Raw genomic sequence first — 14,918 nt, forward strand, 5'->3', positions numbered from 1 at the left:
CTTTCATTCCCTCAGCCATTGCTGGCGTTACACAAGCCTGAATCCTTGCCCGCGCACCACAGGTGGGGGCTTAACAGGGCGGACAGCCGTCCGCCCTCTCATCAACCTATTAGTAACCGCTGGTGTTGGCCGGCTTGTCGCCATGCCCCAGAGTGGCCAGCAGGCTGGCCAGCAGGCTGGATGCACCAAAGCGGAAGGTGCGGGCGGATACCCAATCCTTGCCGAGGATCTCTTCGGCCATGGCCAGGTACTGACCCGCCACGGCGGCATCTTTCACGCCACCGGCCGGCTTGAAACCGACTTTCGGATTCTTGGCCTTGATCACTTCCATCATGATGCGCGCCGCTTCCGGGGTCGCATTGACCGGCACCTTGCCGGTGGAGGTCTTGATGAAGTCGGCACCGGCATCGATACAGATTTCGGAAGCGCGACGGATCAGCGCCTCTTCTTTCAGTTCGCCGGTTTCGATGATCACTTTCAGCAGCACGTTGGCACCACAGGCCTCTTTACAGGCTTTGACCAGATCAAAACCGATCTGTTCGTTGCCAGCCATGAAAGCGCGGTACGGGAACACCACGTCCACTTCGTCGGCACCGTAGGCGACAGCGGCACGGGTCTCGGCCACGGCGATCTCGATGTCGTCGTTGCCGTGCGGGAAGTTGGTCACGGTCGCAATGCGCACGTCGGCAGCGCCGATCTCACGCAGGGTCTTGCGAGCGATAGGAATGAAACGGGGGTAGATGCAGACGGCGGCGGTCAGACCGGCCGGTGACTTGGCCTTATGGCACAGGTCGATCACCTTCTGATCGGTATCGTCGTCGTTCAGGGTGGTCAGGTCCATCAGGTTCAGGGCGCGCTGGGCGGCCAGTTTCAGATCACTCATTCTGTTCTCCAAAGTCTCGATTTGATCCAGATAACCGGGCACCACCACAAGCTCCGAAAAGGAGATAGCAGTAGCAATTCCCAGCTATACGGGAATGGAATTACAGTGCGAAGGCTGAGGCACAACGACTGTAAATAAGGCAAGAGCCCTGTCACTTTCTTACAAAAGTGCGGACTTGGTTCCATGAAGACTTGAGAAAGGCAGAGCAACTCCGACCCGACTTCCCAATCAATTCCATTTGACCGCCAACACCCGATTTCATCGAGCATTAGTCATTGCCAGCACCCTGCTGGCAACGCCTATTTCAGCCGAGATACCCCCTGTTTGCAAGCCGGATTTGCCAATTTCAGAGGTACCTCACATCTGGCAAATCCGCATTCAAAAATGCCTTACGAAAAGAAGCGCGTCAGGATCCAGGAGTAGGCCAGCCCCCCCAGATAGACCCCGACAATCCCCATCACCCCGGACAAAACGGGAGGAGCCGGGATTGGCAATTTGAGGAAAGAAAACAACAAACCGACTATAAAGCCGGCCACCATCGCCAGTAGCACTTCATTCATATAACCTCCGATTTGACTCATTTTATTATTAGTTTAGATAGGAAAACGGTTGTCACCGCTCCATACGCGAACGCCACGGCAGATGCCGTGGCGTTCGTGTTTATACCCTGTCAGTCAGGCTGATATTACATGCCGGACAGTGCCAGGAAGAAGCCTGCGATAGTCGCAGACATCAGGTTGGACAGAGAGCCAGCCAATACGGCTTTCAGACCAAATTTCGCAATGGTGCCGCGGCGGTTCGGTGCCATCGACCCCAGACCACCCAGCAGAATGGCAACGGAAGAGAGGTTGGCAAAACCACACAGGGCAAAGGAGATGATCGCCTTGGTGTGATCGGACATGGCCACACCGTTGATCAGCACCTCGTTTTTCAGGTACGGAGCGAAGTTCAGATAAGCCACAAACTCGTTCACTACCAGTTTCTGACCGATGAAGGAACCGGCAACAATCGCTTCACTCCAGGGCACACCGATCAGGAAGGCCAGCGGGGAGAAGATCCAGCCCAGCAGCAGTTCCAGAGAGAGTTGCGGATAACCGAACCAGCCACCCACACCGGAGAAGATACCGTTGATCATGGCGATCAGGCCGATGAAGGCCAGCAGCATGGCGCCGACGTTCAGAGCCAGTTGCATACCGGCAGAAGCACCAGCAGCAGCGGCGTCAATCACGTTGGCCGGCTTGTCGTCCAGCTCGGCATCTGCGGAGCTTTCGTCATAGTTCGGGGTCTCGGTTTCCGGTACCAGCAGCTTGGCGAACAGCAGACCACCCGGTGCAGCCATGAAGGAGGCAGCGATGAGGTATTCCATCTTGACGCCCATGGAGGCGTAGCCAGCCAGAACGGAACCGGCAACAGATGCCAGACCACCACACATGACCGCGAACAGCTCGGAGTCAGTCATCTTGGAGATGTAGGGACGAACCACCAGCGGGGCTTCAGTCTGACCCACGAAGATGTTGGCAGTCGCAGAGAGGGATTCGGTACGGGAAGTGCCCAGCACTTTCTGCAGACCACCGCCCAACAACTTGATGACCATCTGCATGATGCCCAGGTAGTAGAGCACTGCGATCAGGGAAGAGAAGAAGATGATGACAGGCAGAACACGGAAGGCAAAAATAAAGCCGCCGCCACCGAACACTTCAAACATCTTGTTGCTGACCAGACCACCGAACAGGAATTCGATACCATTCTGGCCATAGCTGATGACGCTGGAGACTGCATCGGATACACCGACCAGAATATCGCGCCCTACCGGTACATAGAGTACAAACGCACCCAGACCAGCTTGAATTGCAAACGCACCGGCTACGGTACGGACGTTGATTGCCTTGCGGTTGCTGGAGAACAGCACCGCGATAAGGACGAGCGTCGCCATCCCTACCAGACCCATGAACAAATTCATTATTATCTTCCTCTAGTAGCACCTGGCTTGTTAGTGAGTTGTAAAAAAACCCAACTAATCAAGGGGAGCGCATTATACTAATTAAAGTCCGATAAAATAGAATGCTGGTCACATTTTATCGGTATCAAATTATTCAAGTGTCACAAAATTAGACAGCAAACGATTTTTACGCTTATTTTTTTCCCTGATAGCTCAACCACTTGTTACACCAATGTTTCATTGCCTTTTGCGATGCCGGAAAAGTCGCTCGGCATTATCAATTAACACATTTGAAACATATTCTGCAGGTTCTTCTCGTATCCCCATCAATATCGCCGCAATTTCCGGCAGCGCTTCCGGTGTATTTCGCTCTCCTTGCCGCCCCTGTAGCGGCATATCCGGTGCATCTGTTTCCAGCACCAGCGATTCAAGCGGCATGGCCCGAAATACCTCACGGGTTTTGTTGGCCCGCTCATAGCTGATAACCCCGCCGACACCAAGATAAAAGCCTAACTGCCAGAACGCCTCTGCTTGTTGCAGCGAACCGCTGAAGGCGTGGATCACGCCACCTCGAACCGGTTTGAAGCGACGCAGCAGCTTGGCCACAGTGTCATTGGCCCGTACCGAATGAACTATCAATGGCAGCTCGACATCGACTGCCAGCTTGATCTGTGCCTCGAACAGTTCGAACTGCCTACCCTGAGGTACATGGGAGCGCAGATCCAGTCCGCACTCACCGATGGCTACCAGCCCCTCGGGACGGCTCGATACCAGCTCCCGCAGCCGATCTATTGCCCCCTCCTCTTGTTCACCGGCATACCAGGGATGAACACCCAGGCCATAACACACGCCTGTGTGCTGGTTGGCCAGCGCCATCACACGGTGCCAGTTGGTCTCGGCAATAGCAGGAATGATATACTCCGTCACCCCGGATGCCTGGCAACGAGCCAGCAATGCCTCCCTGTCCTCGTCAAAGTCAGGAAAATCGAGGTGGCAATGGGTATCTGTCAGCTGCATATCACTCACACCTGTTTGTGGGATTTAATGGGTCATTGAAGATGATGAACAACAAACACCGTGGTTTTACCCTGATTGAGCTGGTGCTGGTCATCATCGTACTGGGGATCCTGGCAGTGGTAGCCCTGCCCCGTTTTATCAATATCAAGGATGATGCACTGAAAAGCATGGTATCGGCGACTGCGGGCAATTTTGCCAGTGCGGCCCGTCTGGCCAATGCCGGCTGGGCGGTGGTAGTGAAGGGGCAATCCGTCGCGCTCTACAACCTGAGCAGTTTTGGCAACAGCACGATAGATATCAATCGCTATGGCTGGCCGGTGGGCTCCGAAGAGGATTACAACAAGCCGGTAGACACCCCCTATCAACCGGGATCTGGCAACCATATCTCGGTCAGCAACCAGTCAGACTGCCGACTGCTTTTTACCGATCTGCTGGATGGCAGTCAGAGCGTTGCGTCAACGGATCAGCCTGACGCAGTGCAGAAGCGGGCTGATTACCTTTCCACCATGATTGGCCCAGGTCATCCGGATGAAGATGAAGGCAACGAGGTGCACTATAACTGCCGCTATATTCTGCGCGATTCTGTCGGTCGCTTCCCGGATTACCCGAATGGCCTGGGTTTTGAATACAACAGCGTTACCGGTGCCGTGACCCGCAATTTTCAGTAAGTGAATCATCACTGCCGGGATTGCACTCTTTCGATGGATCCTCATCATAACGAACCGGCGTACAACAGCGCCGGTTATCCTGAGTAAGTCCCCACTCTTCACACCACTCGTCGTAACGGGCCAACCAGCGTAGCAACACCCCTTTCATCGGCACTCCCTCCCGCAGTTGAAACACAAGCAGGAGAACATCCTAGCAGAGCGGAGAAAGTGAACAAGTCATCGCGATGCGACGCAAACAGCGATAAAAAAAACCGGCCAGCATTGCTGACCGGTTTTTCTCATCTTGACTCGATAGCCTTAGAGGCTTTTGAGCTTCTCTTCCGGCAGGGCCAGCTCGTCGTTGTGGTTGACGCCGATGCCACGCTCCAAAACATGGCGAGCGATGGCATGGGCCTCTTCCAGCGAATGCATGCTGTAGGTACCGCACTGATACTCGTTCAGCTCGGGGATCTTGCCCTGCTCCTGCACGGTCAGCACATCACTCATGGCTGCTTGCCAGGCAGCACCGACACGGGCCTCGTCCGGCGCACCGATCAGGCTCATGTAGAAGCCGGTACGGCAACCCATGGGGGAGATATCGATGATCTCCACACCGTTGCCGTTCAGATGATCACGCATAAAACCGGCGAACAGGTGCTCAAGGGTATGGATACCGCGCTCGGAGAGGATCTCCTTGTTCGGTACGCAGAAACGCAGGTCGAACACGGTAATGGTGTCTTTGTTCGGGGTCTGCATGGTTTTGGCCACACGCACCGCTGGCGCTTCCATACGGGTGTGGTCAACGGTAAAACTGTCCAATAACGGCATTTCTGACTCCTGATTGGGTTACCAGAACCAGCCCCCGCGGGAGAGCTGATCCTTGCATTGTCGATACTGGGCGCCGTAGCGCTGGGCGCGAGCTTCCACCTTGCGCGAGGTTTTCATCAACCACCCCTTGCTGCGATAGCTGCCACGCCGATAGCCACCCCACCCTTCGTGATAATTGAGATACTGGCCATAGGCATCCCACTTGGAGGTGCCATTGAGCCGCTGGGCCTTGTTAGTGTACCAGCCCATAAAATCGATGGCGTCGGCAAAGTCATCGCGATCGCTCCAGCTATTGCCGGTCTCTCGCTGGTAATCGGCCCAGGTCTCGTCTTTCACCTGAGCGTAGCCATAAGCCGAGCTCGCCCGTCCGGTCGGAATAAAGAGGAAATACTCCATCGGCGGCTGGGCATCGTGTACGAAGGAGGACTCCTGATACATCATGGCCATCACCACATGGATCGGCGTCCCCCACTTCTCGTTCATCTTGAGCGCAGCCTTGTGCCACTCCGGCTTCTCGCGAAAGATCTGGCACAAGTTTTCCGGCTGGGCCGGCGGGCGGGTACTGCACGCGGTGAGTACTGCCAGCAGGCCGGCCACCGCCACGATGCGCTTTCGGGACAGCAGAGCAGAACTTGATTTGCTCTCCTGAACATAACGAGGCAAAAACGACATCAGATAGCGTCTTCGTTCTCTTCGCCGGTACGGATACGAATGACGCGCTCCACCTCGCAGACGAAGATCTTGCCGTCACCAATCTTGCCGGTACGAGCAGTGTTCTGGATCGCTTCCAGACAGGCATCGAGATCCTCGTCCTGCACTACCAGCTCCACCTTCACTTTCGGCAGGAAGTCGACCATGTACTCGGCACCGCGATAGAGCTCGGTGTGGCCCTTCTGGCGGCCGAAGCCTTTGACTTCGGAGACGGTCATGCCGTTGATGCCGATCTCGGCCAGGGCCTCGCGCACATCGTCCAGCTTGAACGGTTTGATGATGGCTTCAATCTTCTTCATGGTGTCTCCTTACCAGTTCTGTTTGCCAAACCCGGAAGTAATGGGGTAACGGCGATCCTTACCAAAGTTGCGGGCCGTGATGCGGGGCCCAACCGCCGCCTGACGGCGCTTGTATTCGTTGAGATCCACGAGGCGGATCACCTTGCGCACCACCGCCTCCTCGAAGCCCTCTGCCACCATGTCGGCGACCGAGGCATCCTCTTCCACGTAGCGCTTGAGGATGGCATCCAGGATGTCGTACGGCGGCAGACTGTCCTGATCCACCTGATCCGGCGCCAGCTCTGCTGAAGGCGGACGGTCGATAACCCGCTGCGGGATCACGTAGTCGACCGAGTTGCGATATTCGCACAACTTGAAGACCAGCGTCTTGGGCACATCTTTCAACACGTCAAAACCGCCCGCCATGTCACCGTACAACGTGGCATAGCCGACCGCCATCTCGCTCTTGTTGCCGGTGGTCAGCACGATGCGACGACGCTTGTTGGAGAGCGCCATCAAGAGTACCCCACGGCAGCGTGCCTGCAGGTTCTCTTCGGTGGTATCGCGGGCGGTGCCTTCAAACAGCGGCGCCAGCTGGGTCATAAACCCTTCGAACATCGGCTCGATGGAGATGATGTTGAACTCGACCCCCATCCGCTCGGCCTGCTCCTTGGCATCCTCCACGCTCATCTGGGCGGTATAGCGGAACGGCATCATCACCGCCTGCACCTTGTCGGCCCCGATGGCATCGGCCGCAATGGCCAGCGTCAGCGCCGAGTCGATGCCGCCGGAGAGGCCCAGCACAGCACCTTGGAAACCGTTCTTGGTGACGTAATCGCGCACCGCCAGCACCAGAGCCTGATAGGTCTCAGCCAACGGATCCAGCGGCGCAGCCGGTTCCCGCTCTTTCACCGGTTGACCATCCGCAAAGCGTACCAGCGCCAGCTCTTCAGCAAACGGGGCGAGCTTGTGGGTCAACTCGCCCTGGCTATTGAACACCTTGGAGCAGCCGTCGAAAATCAGCTCATCCTGACCGCATACCTGATTGAGGTAAACCAGCGGCAGATCGGTCTGATCGCAGCGCTCAGTCATCAGTTCGCGGCGGATCCAGGGTTTCTCCTGATCGTAAGGAGACGCATTGATGGTGAGTAGCAGATCGGCCCCTGCCGCCCTGGCGGCCAGCGCCGGGCCCGGCTGCCAGAGGTCTTCGCAGATGAGTAGACCCAGATTGTGACCACGGAAGGGAACCACACAAGTCTCGGTCGCGGCGGTGAAGTAGCGCTTCTCGTCGAATACCCCGTAGTTGGGCAGGTCCTGCTTGAAATAACGGGCAATCAGCTTGCCGTGCTCATAGAGGGAGGCTGCGTTATAAAGCGCCTCACCTTCACGCCAGGGATGCCCGACCAAAATGGCGCAGTTACCCTGCCATTCGGCAATGCGAGCCAGCGCAGCATCGACCCGTATCATCAGATCGGCGCGCAACAGCAGATCTTCCGGTGGATAGCCGGTCAGGGCCAGCTCGGAACAAACCAGCAGATCGGCACCTTGCTGTTCGGCTTGAGCGGCCGCAGCGAGCACTTTGTCAGTGTTATCTTCGATGGCGCCTACCGTCAGATTCAACTGGGCAAGCATCAGAGAGAGGGCTTTTGCCATGGCGATGCATCTTGAATTCGAAAATGATGGGGAATGATAAAGAAAAGGGGGGCGATCTGCCAGTTCAAGACTGGTGTAACCATGTGACAGCCATCGGCAGTAAGGATAAGCTGTAGATAGTCACGGAACGACACACCTCAGGCCACCATGAAACAACGCGGATTTACCTTGCTCGAGCTGATGATCGCCATTGCATTGGGGGTCATACTACTTGCCATTGGTATTCCTGCCCTAAGTGACCTGCTCAAAGAGAACACCGCCAACTATGAAAGTGAACGGTTGATGAAACACCTGCGCTTCGCGCGTAACGAAGCGATCAGCGAGCAGCAAACCGTAAGCGCGTGTCTAATCAACAACGCAAACCAGTGTGTTTCCAGCAATTCAACACAGCTCTTGGTATTTGCCGATACCAATAACAACTCCCAACTTGATAATGGTGAAACAGAGTTGGCACGTACCCCAGCCTTTTCATCCAGCGCAGCTATCACTTCGACCAGAACCCGGGTTCTGTTTGCTCCAGACGGTACCAGCCTGGGCACCAACATGACCATTAAAGTCTGCGTGAGCCAAGAACCGGAGATTGACCTGGTTATTGCCGTTTCTGGCCGCAGTAGCAGGACAGATACCACAACAATCTGCCCTTGAGCCAATCATCTTGCACTACTGCTACCTTGGCTGCTCTTTCTCTTGTTTTCGGGCTGACTCTAGAGTGAAAGGCCGATCGACAGGCTGACATTCCAGCACTTTCCTCACCATCAGCAGCTGCCCGTTTATCTCAAATCCCTTCTCCTTGAAGGCAATCTCAGGCTTTTTGTTATCCGCAATAGCGCCCTGCAATACAACATTCGCCCCATTTTCCAGTTCGACATAGCACTTACGATCTACAGCTGCATGGGCGCAGCTAACGCCCAGCAGAGTCAACAACAGCATATTCACTCTCATTGGGGTTCATCCTCGTAGAGGTATATCTTCTTGGGTGTCATATCCATTTCGGCCTCATCGGCTCCCTCTGAACATTGCCCGGCCCCGGTACAACGGGTAGGTTGATTATTCCCGTCATCTTTCAGAATAACCTCCTCGCCCGGAGCACCACCGATAATACGGATCTTGGCATCATCACCAGCATGCACCACAAGGTCATCAGCCACTTTATTATTGACCTCGACATAACGTTCCGGAGACTGATTACCATCCTGATCGACCGTGTAGCGGAATGATGTGCCATAGTGCATATCCACCATGTATTGCCGCATGGCACCTATCGACTGAATGGTACACTCTTCGAAAGATTGAACCTGCGGCAGGAAGGAGGTGAAGTAAAGTTTGCCCTGAAGGACAACCCCAGCCCCCATCGACTTCTCTCCCGTTTCATCCAGCCAATATTTCCACCCCATCTTGCTGGTCAGACTTTTTTTTATCGTCAATATCTGTGCATCGGTTTTGCCAAGGAAGGGGTCTGTCGTTACATCGTAGAGTTGATCAATAGTGATCGCCGATGGAGGAGTGACGGTGCGGTAGGATTTGGGTACAACCTGATAGTCCCGCAGCATGAAATAGGCATTGTTGACGGTCGATTCTGATGATGGGCGATTACGGTCACCAGAACCAATCAAGACCGCATCGAAGGGGCGTTCGCTATAAACATACTGGCTATTTTTTACTTCCCACCCCTTATTGATTGTTCTTACCAATACAGGCTGAGTGAAGAAACGCCGATCTTCACTTTGCTGTGTATCGGAACCCAGACTGGCAAATTTGAATACACTCCAATCTGTTTTATTGGTTCCTGGCAAATCCATTCGCCAGATATTTCCGCCAGTATCGCTGGCATAAATACGGTCGACTTTACCATCCCCATCACTATCAAGTGTCGCCACACCACCAGGCATACTGTCCAGCATGGTGCTGACTTGCAGGTTTGTCGTACTGTTGGCAGCTGGCGTTGCGCTGTATATCAGAGCACCGGTATTGGCATTCACTATATAAATACCTGCACCACTACTATCAGAACTACCCAGCCCGAGAGTACTTTTATTCAGATCATAACCACCGGAAAAAATAACTACCGGGTCGGTAACACCGGGAACAAATGCCACTTCAGGGACAGACCAAGTCTGCCCCAACTGGGAAAATCCACTCGAGTCGGGTGTGATGGACCATTTCAGTGTTGGTGCATCAGGATTCGTGACATCAAAGGCATAATAGTTTTTACCACCACTACGCAACCCGACAAACATCCAGACATAATCGCCCTCTGATGCTTTTATCACTCCATTCTGGTTAGCATCTTTGATGAGTGCTACGGGAGAGGAGTCGACACCAAATACGTGAGCAGATGACTCACTATTTTGCCGTAACGCTTTTTGAGTGGCTAGCAGCGGATAAGGCATCATAGCCCAGGTTTCATCAACAGATGAACCAAGATCCTTGAACATATGCAAAAAACCGGCATTGGTCCCCATGATAATACGCAAGTCCGGCGTACAACTAGTCTGCCCTTGTGCAACCGTACAACCGTAGTTGATGACCAAAGGTCTGGAGTGCAGGGGATCACCCAATATATATTTCCTGATTGTCGTACTGCTGTCGTTATCTTCATTGTCGACATCACTACCAGTAATCCAGCTGAACATATTATCCAGTTCAGAGACATCAGATAACTGCATCAGTGAACGTAGTGCCTCAGCACTGCCAGCCATTATCTGGGCATTGCTGCGCGTAAAACTATCAAGGCGTTTTGGCGATGCCTTGTCATTGATAAGATAAAGGTTGCGGTTGCTTTTATCGGCAAGCATCTCCTGCACACCACCTTTTGCAACCAGATTACCATCATCCTCTGATGACCAAAAAGTTCTGGCCCCCTCCAGAATTGTGCCATCACTCTTTATCGCCGGTAATGTAGTGGTATCAACTACATATCCCTTGTCAGACAAGACCAGCTTTTTCAGATTACCTTTCCATCGTGGACCCGTATCAGGTTCAAACATGGCATAGTAAATATTATTTAGACTTCTGGTTCGGTCAAAGTTATTTGTTGCAATAGCCGGAGATACCAGAGAGGTATTGATGCGCAATATGGCAAGTAAAGATGACTTCAGTGCCTGACTGAGTGCTTCGGCACTGGTCGCAGGATAATATAGTCCGCCACCACGGCGAGCTGTTTCTGCTAACAGGTTACCTGCACCAGTAACAGCATCATCACCAAATCCAACTGTAAATGTTGTAACAGTCTGTACTCCGGGAGAACCCGGGTTTATATCCTTGTTTTTCATATAGCCAGCCAGTGCGGCAATATAGCTGGTGCTACCACTACTGCCATATCCAACTGTTGTACCATATGCAGCTTTTTCAGTCGCATTGAGATTATCCAGCAACCCCTGCACTAACGAGTTGGCATTGGTATCCTGGGTTGGCTCACCATCAGTTATATAGATAACATAGCCATTGTTAGAGCATTTATCATAAGGAGCTTTATAGGTTCCAACAGGGTTTTCCGCCAACGTATCCCGAGCAGGAGTTCGTGAGCTATCGTCATCACCATAATAAACTGAGCGGCCACCAAATAGACGATAGGCTTCATATAGCGTTTCACATAGCGGCGTATTAGTTTCTGCTCCAAGGCTATCTATGGTCGACAATAAATTTTGTTCTGCAGTAACACCATTACCAATATCGGTATCGTTACTCAGAATACGACGAACGATACGCCCACCATTTCGGCCACCATTGCTGTCATTGTAGTTATATACAGCCAGTCCAAAATCTACACCAGGAGTTGAAGATATCAATCCCTTCACAGCATCCTTGGCAACCTGAAGTCGTGACTGGACACTATGTCCTGTCGGCCCATAATACCATCTGATGTAATTTGCACTATATAAGGTAACTGCAGTATTACTCCCCGCAGCAGCATTGCTGATATTCGTTGTGTAATACCATAATCCACTACTATTTGAGGTTTTATTTACAGGGTAACCATTCGAGATAGACCCAACAACCAAGCTTGGACCAGAGTAGGGGTTACTGTTGTTGCTGGAAATTATATCTTGCTTGCAATCAACCAATACAATGTTTGATTCGGTTCGACCAGACACGGAACCCCATGTTCCTTGCCTCGGTGTACTGCCTGAATAACTGGAATAGTTGTAACTCCATACTTGAGACTGGAAATAGCCAACTGTAGACAATGGAGATTTTGAGGATGCGCAGGCATTTATACTATCTTTAAATCGCTGGGTATTGGTGATCGTCGGAACTGTACCATCGGTAGAAAAGTAGACATACTTTTTACTATTTCCGGTGTCTGGATCATTACTGAGTGCTGGATATGTCGTATTTGGATCGTAAGCTTCTCTAACCACATCCATGGTTGAGCTCATACTCCCTGAATTATCAAAGATAACCAGAATTTTGGGTCTGAAGTCACCTGCTTTTGAAAAATCATAAATAAACAGCTCGGTGTCATCAGAATAACTGCTGCTTGCCAAGACCGGCATGGCGGCCATTACGGTGCAAAGCAGCAAGGCTCGTCCATGTTCGCGCATATCCTATGCTCCTATTCCGCCTTTAACAGGGGTTGCTCTACCCCGGCAGTCCAATTCATTGCACGACTGTTCTTGCCATATGTTGCTGCAGCCTGCAGCTCAACATAACGACAAGAAGGGATAACATTCTGGCTACTGGCATCCACTTTCCGCTTGCAGACACTTTCACCACGCCGTTCCATATTGACCGTATTTCCATTAACCGAGATTGCAGAACTGGCCCCCATTGTCGCAATCTTGCTCGACAGACCAGCTTGCAATAACGCACTCTCTATCATCCCTTCAATCCGATGCTCAGCCTGCTGCAAACTGGCTGCAGCCCCCGCCATTTTGAGATCCACACCACTGGACTGCATCATCACGACAGCGATCAGGGTCAGCGGTACCAGGATGACCAAAGCCACGATCAATGCAACGCCTCTGGTTCGTCTCATTTGCCACCTCCAGCAATGGCAGCAGGGTTACGCAACGCAATGGATGTCTCCAGAAGCAATCGCCGAAAACCATCACCGCTACCGGCAACCTGAATATTACCGACCTGATATGTGTTGTTATTTACATATTTTGATGAAGCTTGCAGAGAGCGAACAAGAATAAACAGACGGGCAGCAATGACCCGTCCTTCATTCCATTCATTACTGGCAACAGAACTGATTGATACATATTTATCTATTCGCCCATCCTGGACTGGACTTGTATCTACACCGTATAGCAAAGTTATTTTTTCTATACCTTGTGCCAGTGCGCCAGATATATCCCATGATCCATCGTTGGCAGTCAGCATTCGCTTGTGTAATTCAGGGACTCCACTGTTATCCACAATATGGTAGATGTAATGCTGATACTCCCATAACTGTCTATTTGGCATAGCAGTATTATCAGGAGGGGCTTCGTTGCCGCGAAATATAACAGCCGACTGAGGCGTCGTTGCCATATAGAACCTATTTGCAGAGAGTGCACTGTCTGCCAAGGGGAAACCTATCAACCGCTTGATGCTGATGATGTCTGAATTCGCAACCCTGTTGGCCGATGCAATACAGCTGAATGCATTGCCTGTGATCAGCTTGTTGGCATCAATATGTGTCGCCCATACACCACGTACTGGTGCGGATGCTGATGGGAAACTTCCTTCACCACGCTCATCCAAGCAATCTTTGCTAGAAGTAATAACAGCACCAGAAGTTATCGTTACCCCTGAGTTCAGTTGCATCGGCATACCGGTGTAGTCGCCCCAAAAACCGGCCCACTTGAGATCCTGGGCTATCAGACGCATCGCCAATCGCCCGTTTTCCTGCAACTCGCTCTGGTCAAACGCATCTTCAGAAGTCGTTCTGGAAGCAACAAACACACTCAGCACACCACCTAGCAGAAAAACACCGATCACCATAGCAATCAGCCATTCCACCAAGGTAAAGCCACGGTTGTTCATAAGGTGGTCGTCAATACGTATTGACGCCTCGTCAAGTCGACCCCGGATATGCCGCAAGCATTGGTTGTGGCTGATGCGATAGCACTTGAACCATCATGGGAAGCCTTGCGACCAGCCCAGAAAATGGCCACGGTCAGCGAGTCACTCGCCCCCTTGATGATGCAACCGACAGGATTGTTGAGCGTGGAGCCGGCACCCGATGCGGCACTGCCTATCAGGGACTGACGCCAGTAGTAGAGATCGAGCGCCAGCATATTGGCATCACTGCAGTTGCTCATGGTGCCATCAGCATTGGCACAGGATGGTAGCGATGATGTACTCGAACTGACGATCCAGGTATTACTGGCTTGCACCTCCCAGATAGCTCGATTGACCTTGATCCGCTCCACCATGTCGTTTGCCAGCCAGCTGGCTATGGTGCGTTGTCTCGCCTCATATCCTGCGAATTTGGATTGCGCCTGCATGGCGACCAGCCCCAGCAGGCCAAAAGAGAGCACAACAGCAGCAATCATCACTTCAAGCAGGCTGAAACCGGAGGGCACACTATCAAAACCTGTGCGTTTCATGACCTAGTTCCAGCAATTATTGTTGGTTGCATTGCTGATATTTTTTGCGCTCTTGGCGCCATTTTGGTCGATAGAGAAAATAATGCAGTCTCGGTCAGAGCCCTGTGCACCTGAGGCTGTCGCAGTCAGGGTATAGGTATTAGCGGCAGCAGAAATAACCAGATGGTAAAAACCGGAATCTGAATTGTCAGAGATATTGAGTGCCGACGCCGAAGAGGCGTACTGATTGAAGTCCATAAAATAGCTCTCTTGCCGGTTGGCGGCATCGAGCAGCATCTTTTTCGCATCGACACGATGACTGGTCAGCAAATATTGCTGATAAGCGGGATAAGCGATGGTGCCAAGGATCGCCACAATGGCGACAACAACCATCAACTCAATAAGAGAAAAACCACGAAAGTATCCAATCATATCCCATCCTTG

At 52.4% G+C, this 14,918-nt stretch carries 17 protein-coding genes; 2 read left to right on the plus strand and 15 right to left on the minus strand.

The window, feature by feature from the left end:
• Nucleotides 1-109: 109 nt before the first annotated feature.
• The 4 genes from deoC to AAHA41_RS13340 form a co-directional block, all read right to left on the minus strand.
• Nucleotides 110-883 carry a deoxyribose-phosphate aldolase gene (gene deoC / locus AAHA41_RS13325; RefSeq protein WP_033112950.1) on the minus strand — a complete coding sequence of 258 codons (774 nt, stop codon included), beginning with the start codon at nucleotides 881-883 and terminating at the stop codon, nucleotides 110-112.
• Between the two features lie 389 nt (nucleotides 884-1,272).
• A complete protein-coding gene (locus AAHA41_RS13330; protein WP_005340467.1) occupies nucleotides 1,273-1,443 on the minus strand; it encodes a XapX domain-containing protein in 171 nt (56 codons plus the stop codon).
• Nucleotides 1,444-1,568: 125 nt separating this feature from the next.
• The gene (locus AAHA41_RS13335) at nucleotides 1,569-2,843 is read right to left on the minus strand and encodes a NupC/NupG family nucleoside CNT transporter (RefSeq protein WP_033112949.1); all 1,275 of its coding nucleotides are present in this window, start codon (nucleotides 2,841-2,843) and stop codon (nucleotides 1,569-1,571) included.
• A 216-nt stretch (nucleotides 2,844-3,059) separates the two neighbouring features.
• Nucleotides 3,060-3,839 (minus strand): TatD family hydrolase, encoded by a 780-nt coding sequence (locus AAHA41_RS13340; RefSeq protein ID WP_323070441.1) that lies wholly within the window; start codon nucleotides 3,837-3,839, stop codon nucleotides 3,060-3,062.
• 41 nt (nucleotides 3,840-3,880) lie between these two features.
• Here AAHA41_RS13340 and AAHA41_RS13345 point away from each other — a divergent pair, with 41 nt between their 5' ends.
• On the plus strand, nucleotides 3,881-4,507 hold the full coding sequence (locus tag AAHA41_RS13345; protein ID WP_042030717.1) for a type II secretion system protein: 627 nt from the start codon (nucleotides 3,881-3,883) through the stop codon (nucleotides 4,505-4,507).
• On the opposite strand, the gene AAHA41_RS13350 is transcribed toward AAHA41_RS13345, so the two are convergent.
• From AAHA41_RS13350 to AAHA41_RS13370, 5 genes are all read right to left on the minus strand, one after another.
• Complete coding sequence (locus AAHA41_RS13350) at nucleotides 4,476-4,655, minus strand: DUF5363 family protein (protein WP_082044125.1); 180 nt, start codon at nucleotides 4,653-4,655, stop codon at nucleotides 4,476-4,478. The two genes, AAHA41_RS13345 and AAHA41_RS13350, sit on opposite strands and share 32 nt — an antisense overlap.
• Nucleotides 4,656-4,804: 149 nt before the next feature.
• Nucleotides 4,805-5,314, minus strand: a complete 510-nt coding sequence (gene luxS, locus AAHA41_RS13355) for an S-ribosylhomocysteine lyase (protein WP_033112946.1) — start codon at nucleotides 5,312-5,314, stop codon at nucleotides 4,805-4,807.
• Nucleotides 5,315-5,332: 18 nt separating this feature from the next.
• Nucleotides 5,333-5,986 (minus strand): transglycosylase SLT domain-containing protein, encoded by a 654-nt coding sequence (locus tag AAHA41_RS13360; RefSeq protein WP_104016046.1) that lies wholly within the window; start codon nucleotides 5,984-5,986, stop codon nucleotides 5,333-5,335.
• Complete coding sequence (gene glnB, locus AAHA41_RS13365; RefSeq protein ID WP_005308848.1) at nucleotides 5,986-6,324, minus strand: nitrogen regulatory protein P-II; 339 nt, start codon at nucleotides 6,322-6,324, stop codon at nucleotides 5,986-5,988. The genes AAHA41_RS13360 and glnB overlap by 1 nt, the downstream gene beginning before the upstream one ends.
• A gap of 9 nt (nucleotides 6,325-6,333) precedes the next feature.
• On the minus strand, nucleotides 6,334-7,956 hold the full coding sequence (locus AAHA41_RS13370) for an NAD+ synthase (RefSeq protein ID WP_323070442.1): 1,623 nt from the start codon (nucleotides 7,954-7,956) through the stop codon (nucleotides 6,334-6,336).
• 147 nt (nucleotides 7,957-8,103) lie between these two features.
• Here AAHA41_RS13370 and AAHA41_RS13375 point away from each other — a divergent pair, with 147 nt between their 5' ends.
• Nucleotides 8,104-8,601, plus strand: a complete 498-nt coding sequence (locus AAHA41_RS13375; RefSeq protein WP_208737699.1) for a GspH/FimT family pseudopilin — start codon at nucleotides 8,104-8,106, stop codon at nucleotides 8,599-8,601.
• 21 nt (nucleotides 8,602-8,622) lie between these two features.
• Here the strand turns inward: AAHA41_RS13375 and tapY2 are convergent, their stop codons facing one another.
• From tapY2 to tppA, 6 genes are read right to left on the minus strand one after another with little or no spacing between them, the layout of a single operon-like run.
• The gene (tapY2, locus tag AAHA41_RS13380) at nucleotides 8,623-8,886 is read right to left on the minus strand and encodes a type IVa secretion system protein TapY2 (RefSeq protein ID WP_269747692.1); all 264 of its coding nucleotides are present in this window, start codon (nucleotides 8,884-8,886) and stop codon (nucleotides 8,623-8,625) included.
• Between the two features lie 8 nt (nucleotides 8,887-8,894).
• On the minus strand, nucleotides 8,895-12,500 hold the full coding sequence (locus AAHA41_RS13385) for a PilC/PilY family type IV pilus protein (protein WP_323070443.1): 3,606 nt from the start codon (nucleotides 12,498-12,500) through the stop codon (nucleotides 8,895-8,897).
• Nucleotides 12,501-12,511: 11 nt separating this feature from the next.
• Nucleotides 12,512-12,934 carry a PilX N-terminal domain-containing pilus assembly protein gene (locus tag AAHA41_RS13390; RefSeq protein ID WP_043851172.1) on the minus strand — a complete coding sequence of 141 codons (423 nt, stop codon included), beginning with the start codon at nucleotides 12,932-12,934 and terminating at the stop codon, nucleotides 12,512-12,514.
• The gene (locus AAHA41_RS13395; protein WP_201930768.1) at nucleotides 12,931-13,929 is read right to left on the minus strand and encodes a PilW family protein; all 999 of its coding nucleotides are present in this window, start codon (nucleotides 13,927-13,929) and stop codon (nucleotides 12,931-12,933) included. Before AAHA41_RS13395 ends, AAHA41_RS13390 begins: the two co-directional genes overlap by 4 nt.
• Entirely contained in the window at nucleotides 13,926-14,495 is a 570-nt protein-coding gene (pilV, locus tag AAHA41_RS13400) for a type IV pilus modification protein PilV (RefSeq protein WP_104016041.1), read from the minus strand. The genes AAHA41_RS13395 and pilV overlap by 4 nt, the downstream gene beginning before the upstream one ends.
• Before the next feature lie 3 nt (nucleotides 14,496-14,498).
• Nucleotides 14,499-14,906, minus strand: coding sequence for a type IVa pilus pseudopilin TppA (tppA, locus tag AAHA41_RS13405; RefSeq protein WP_323070444.1), 408 nt, complete (start codon nucleotides 14,904-14,906; stop codon nucleotides 14,499-14,501).
• Nucleotides 14,907-14,918: the final 12 nt, after the last annotated feature.

The sequence above is a fragment of the Aeromonas sp. SER genome, assembly GCF_038739615.1.
In the GTDB taxonomy this organism is placed as follows: Bacteria; Pseudomonadota; Gammaproteobacteria; order Enterobacterales; family Aeromonadaceae; genus Aeromonas; species Aeromonas jandaei.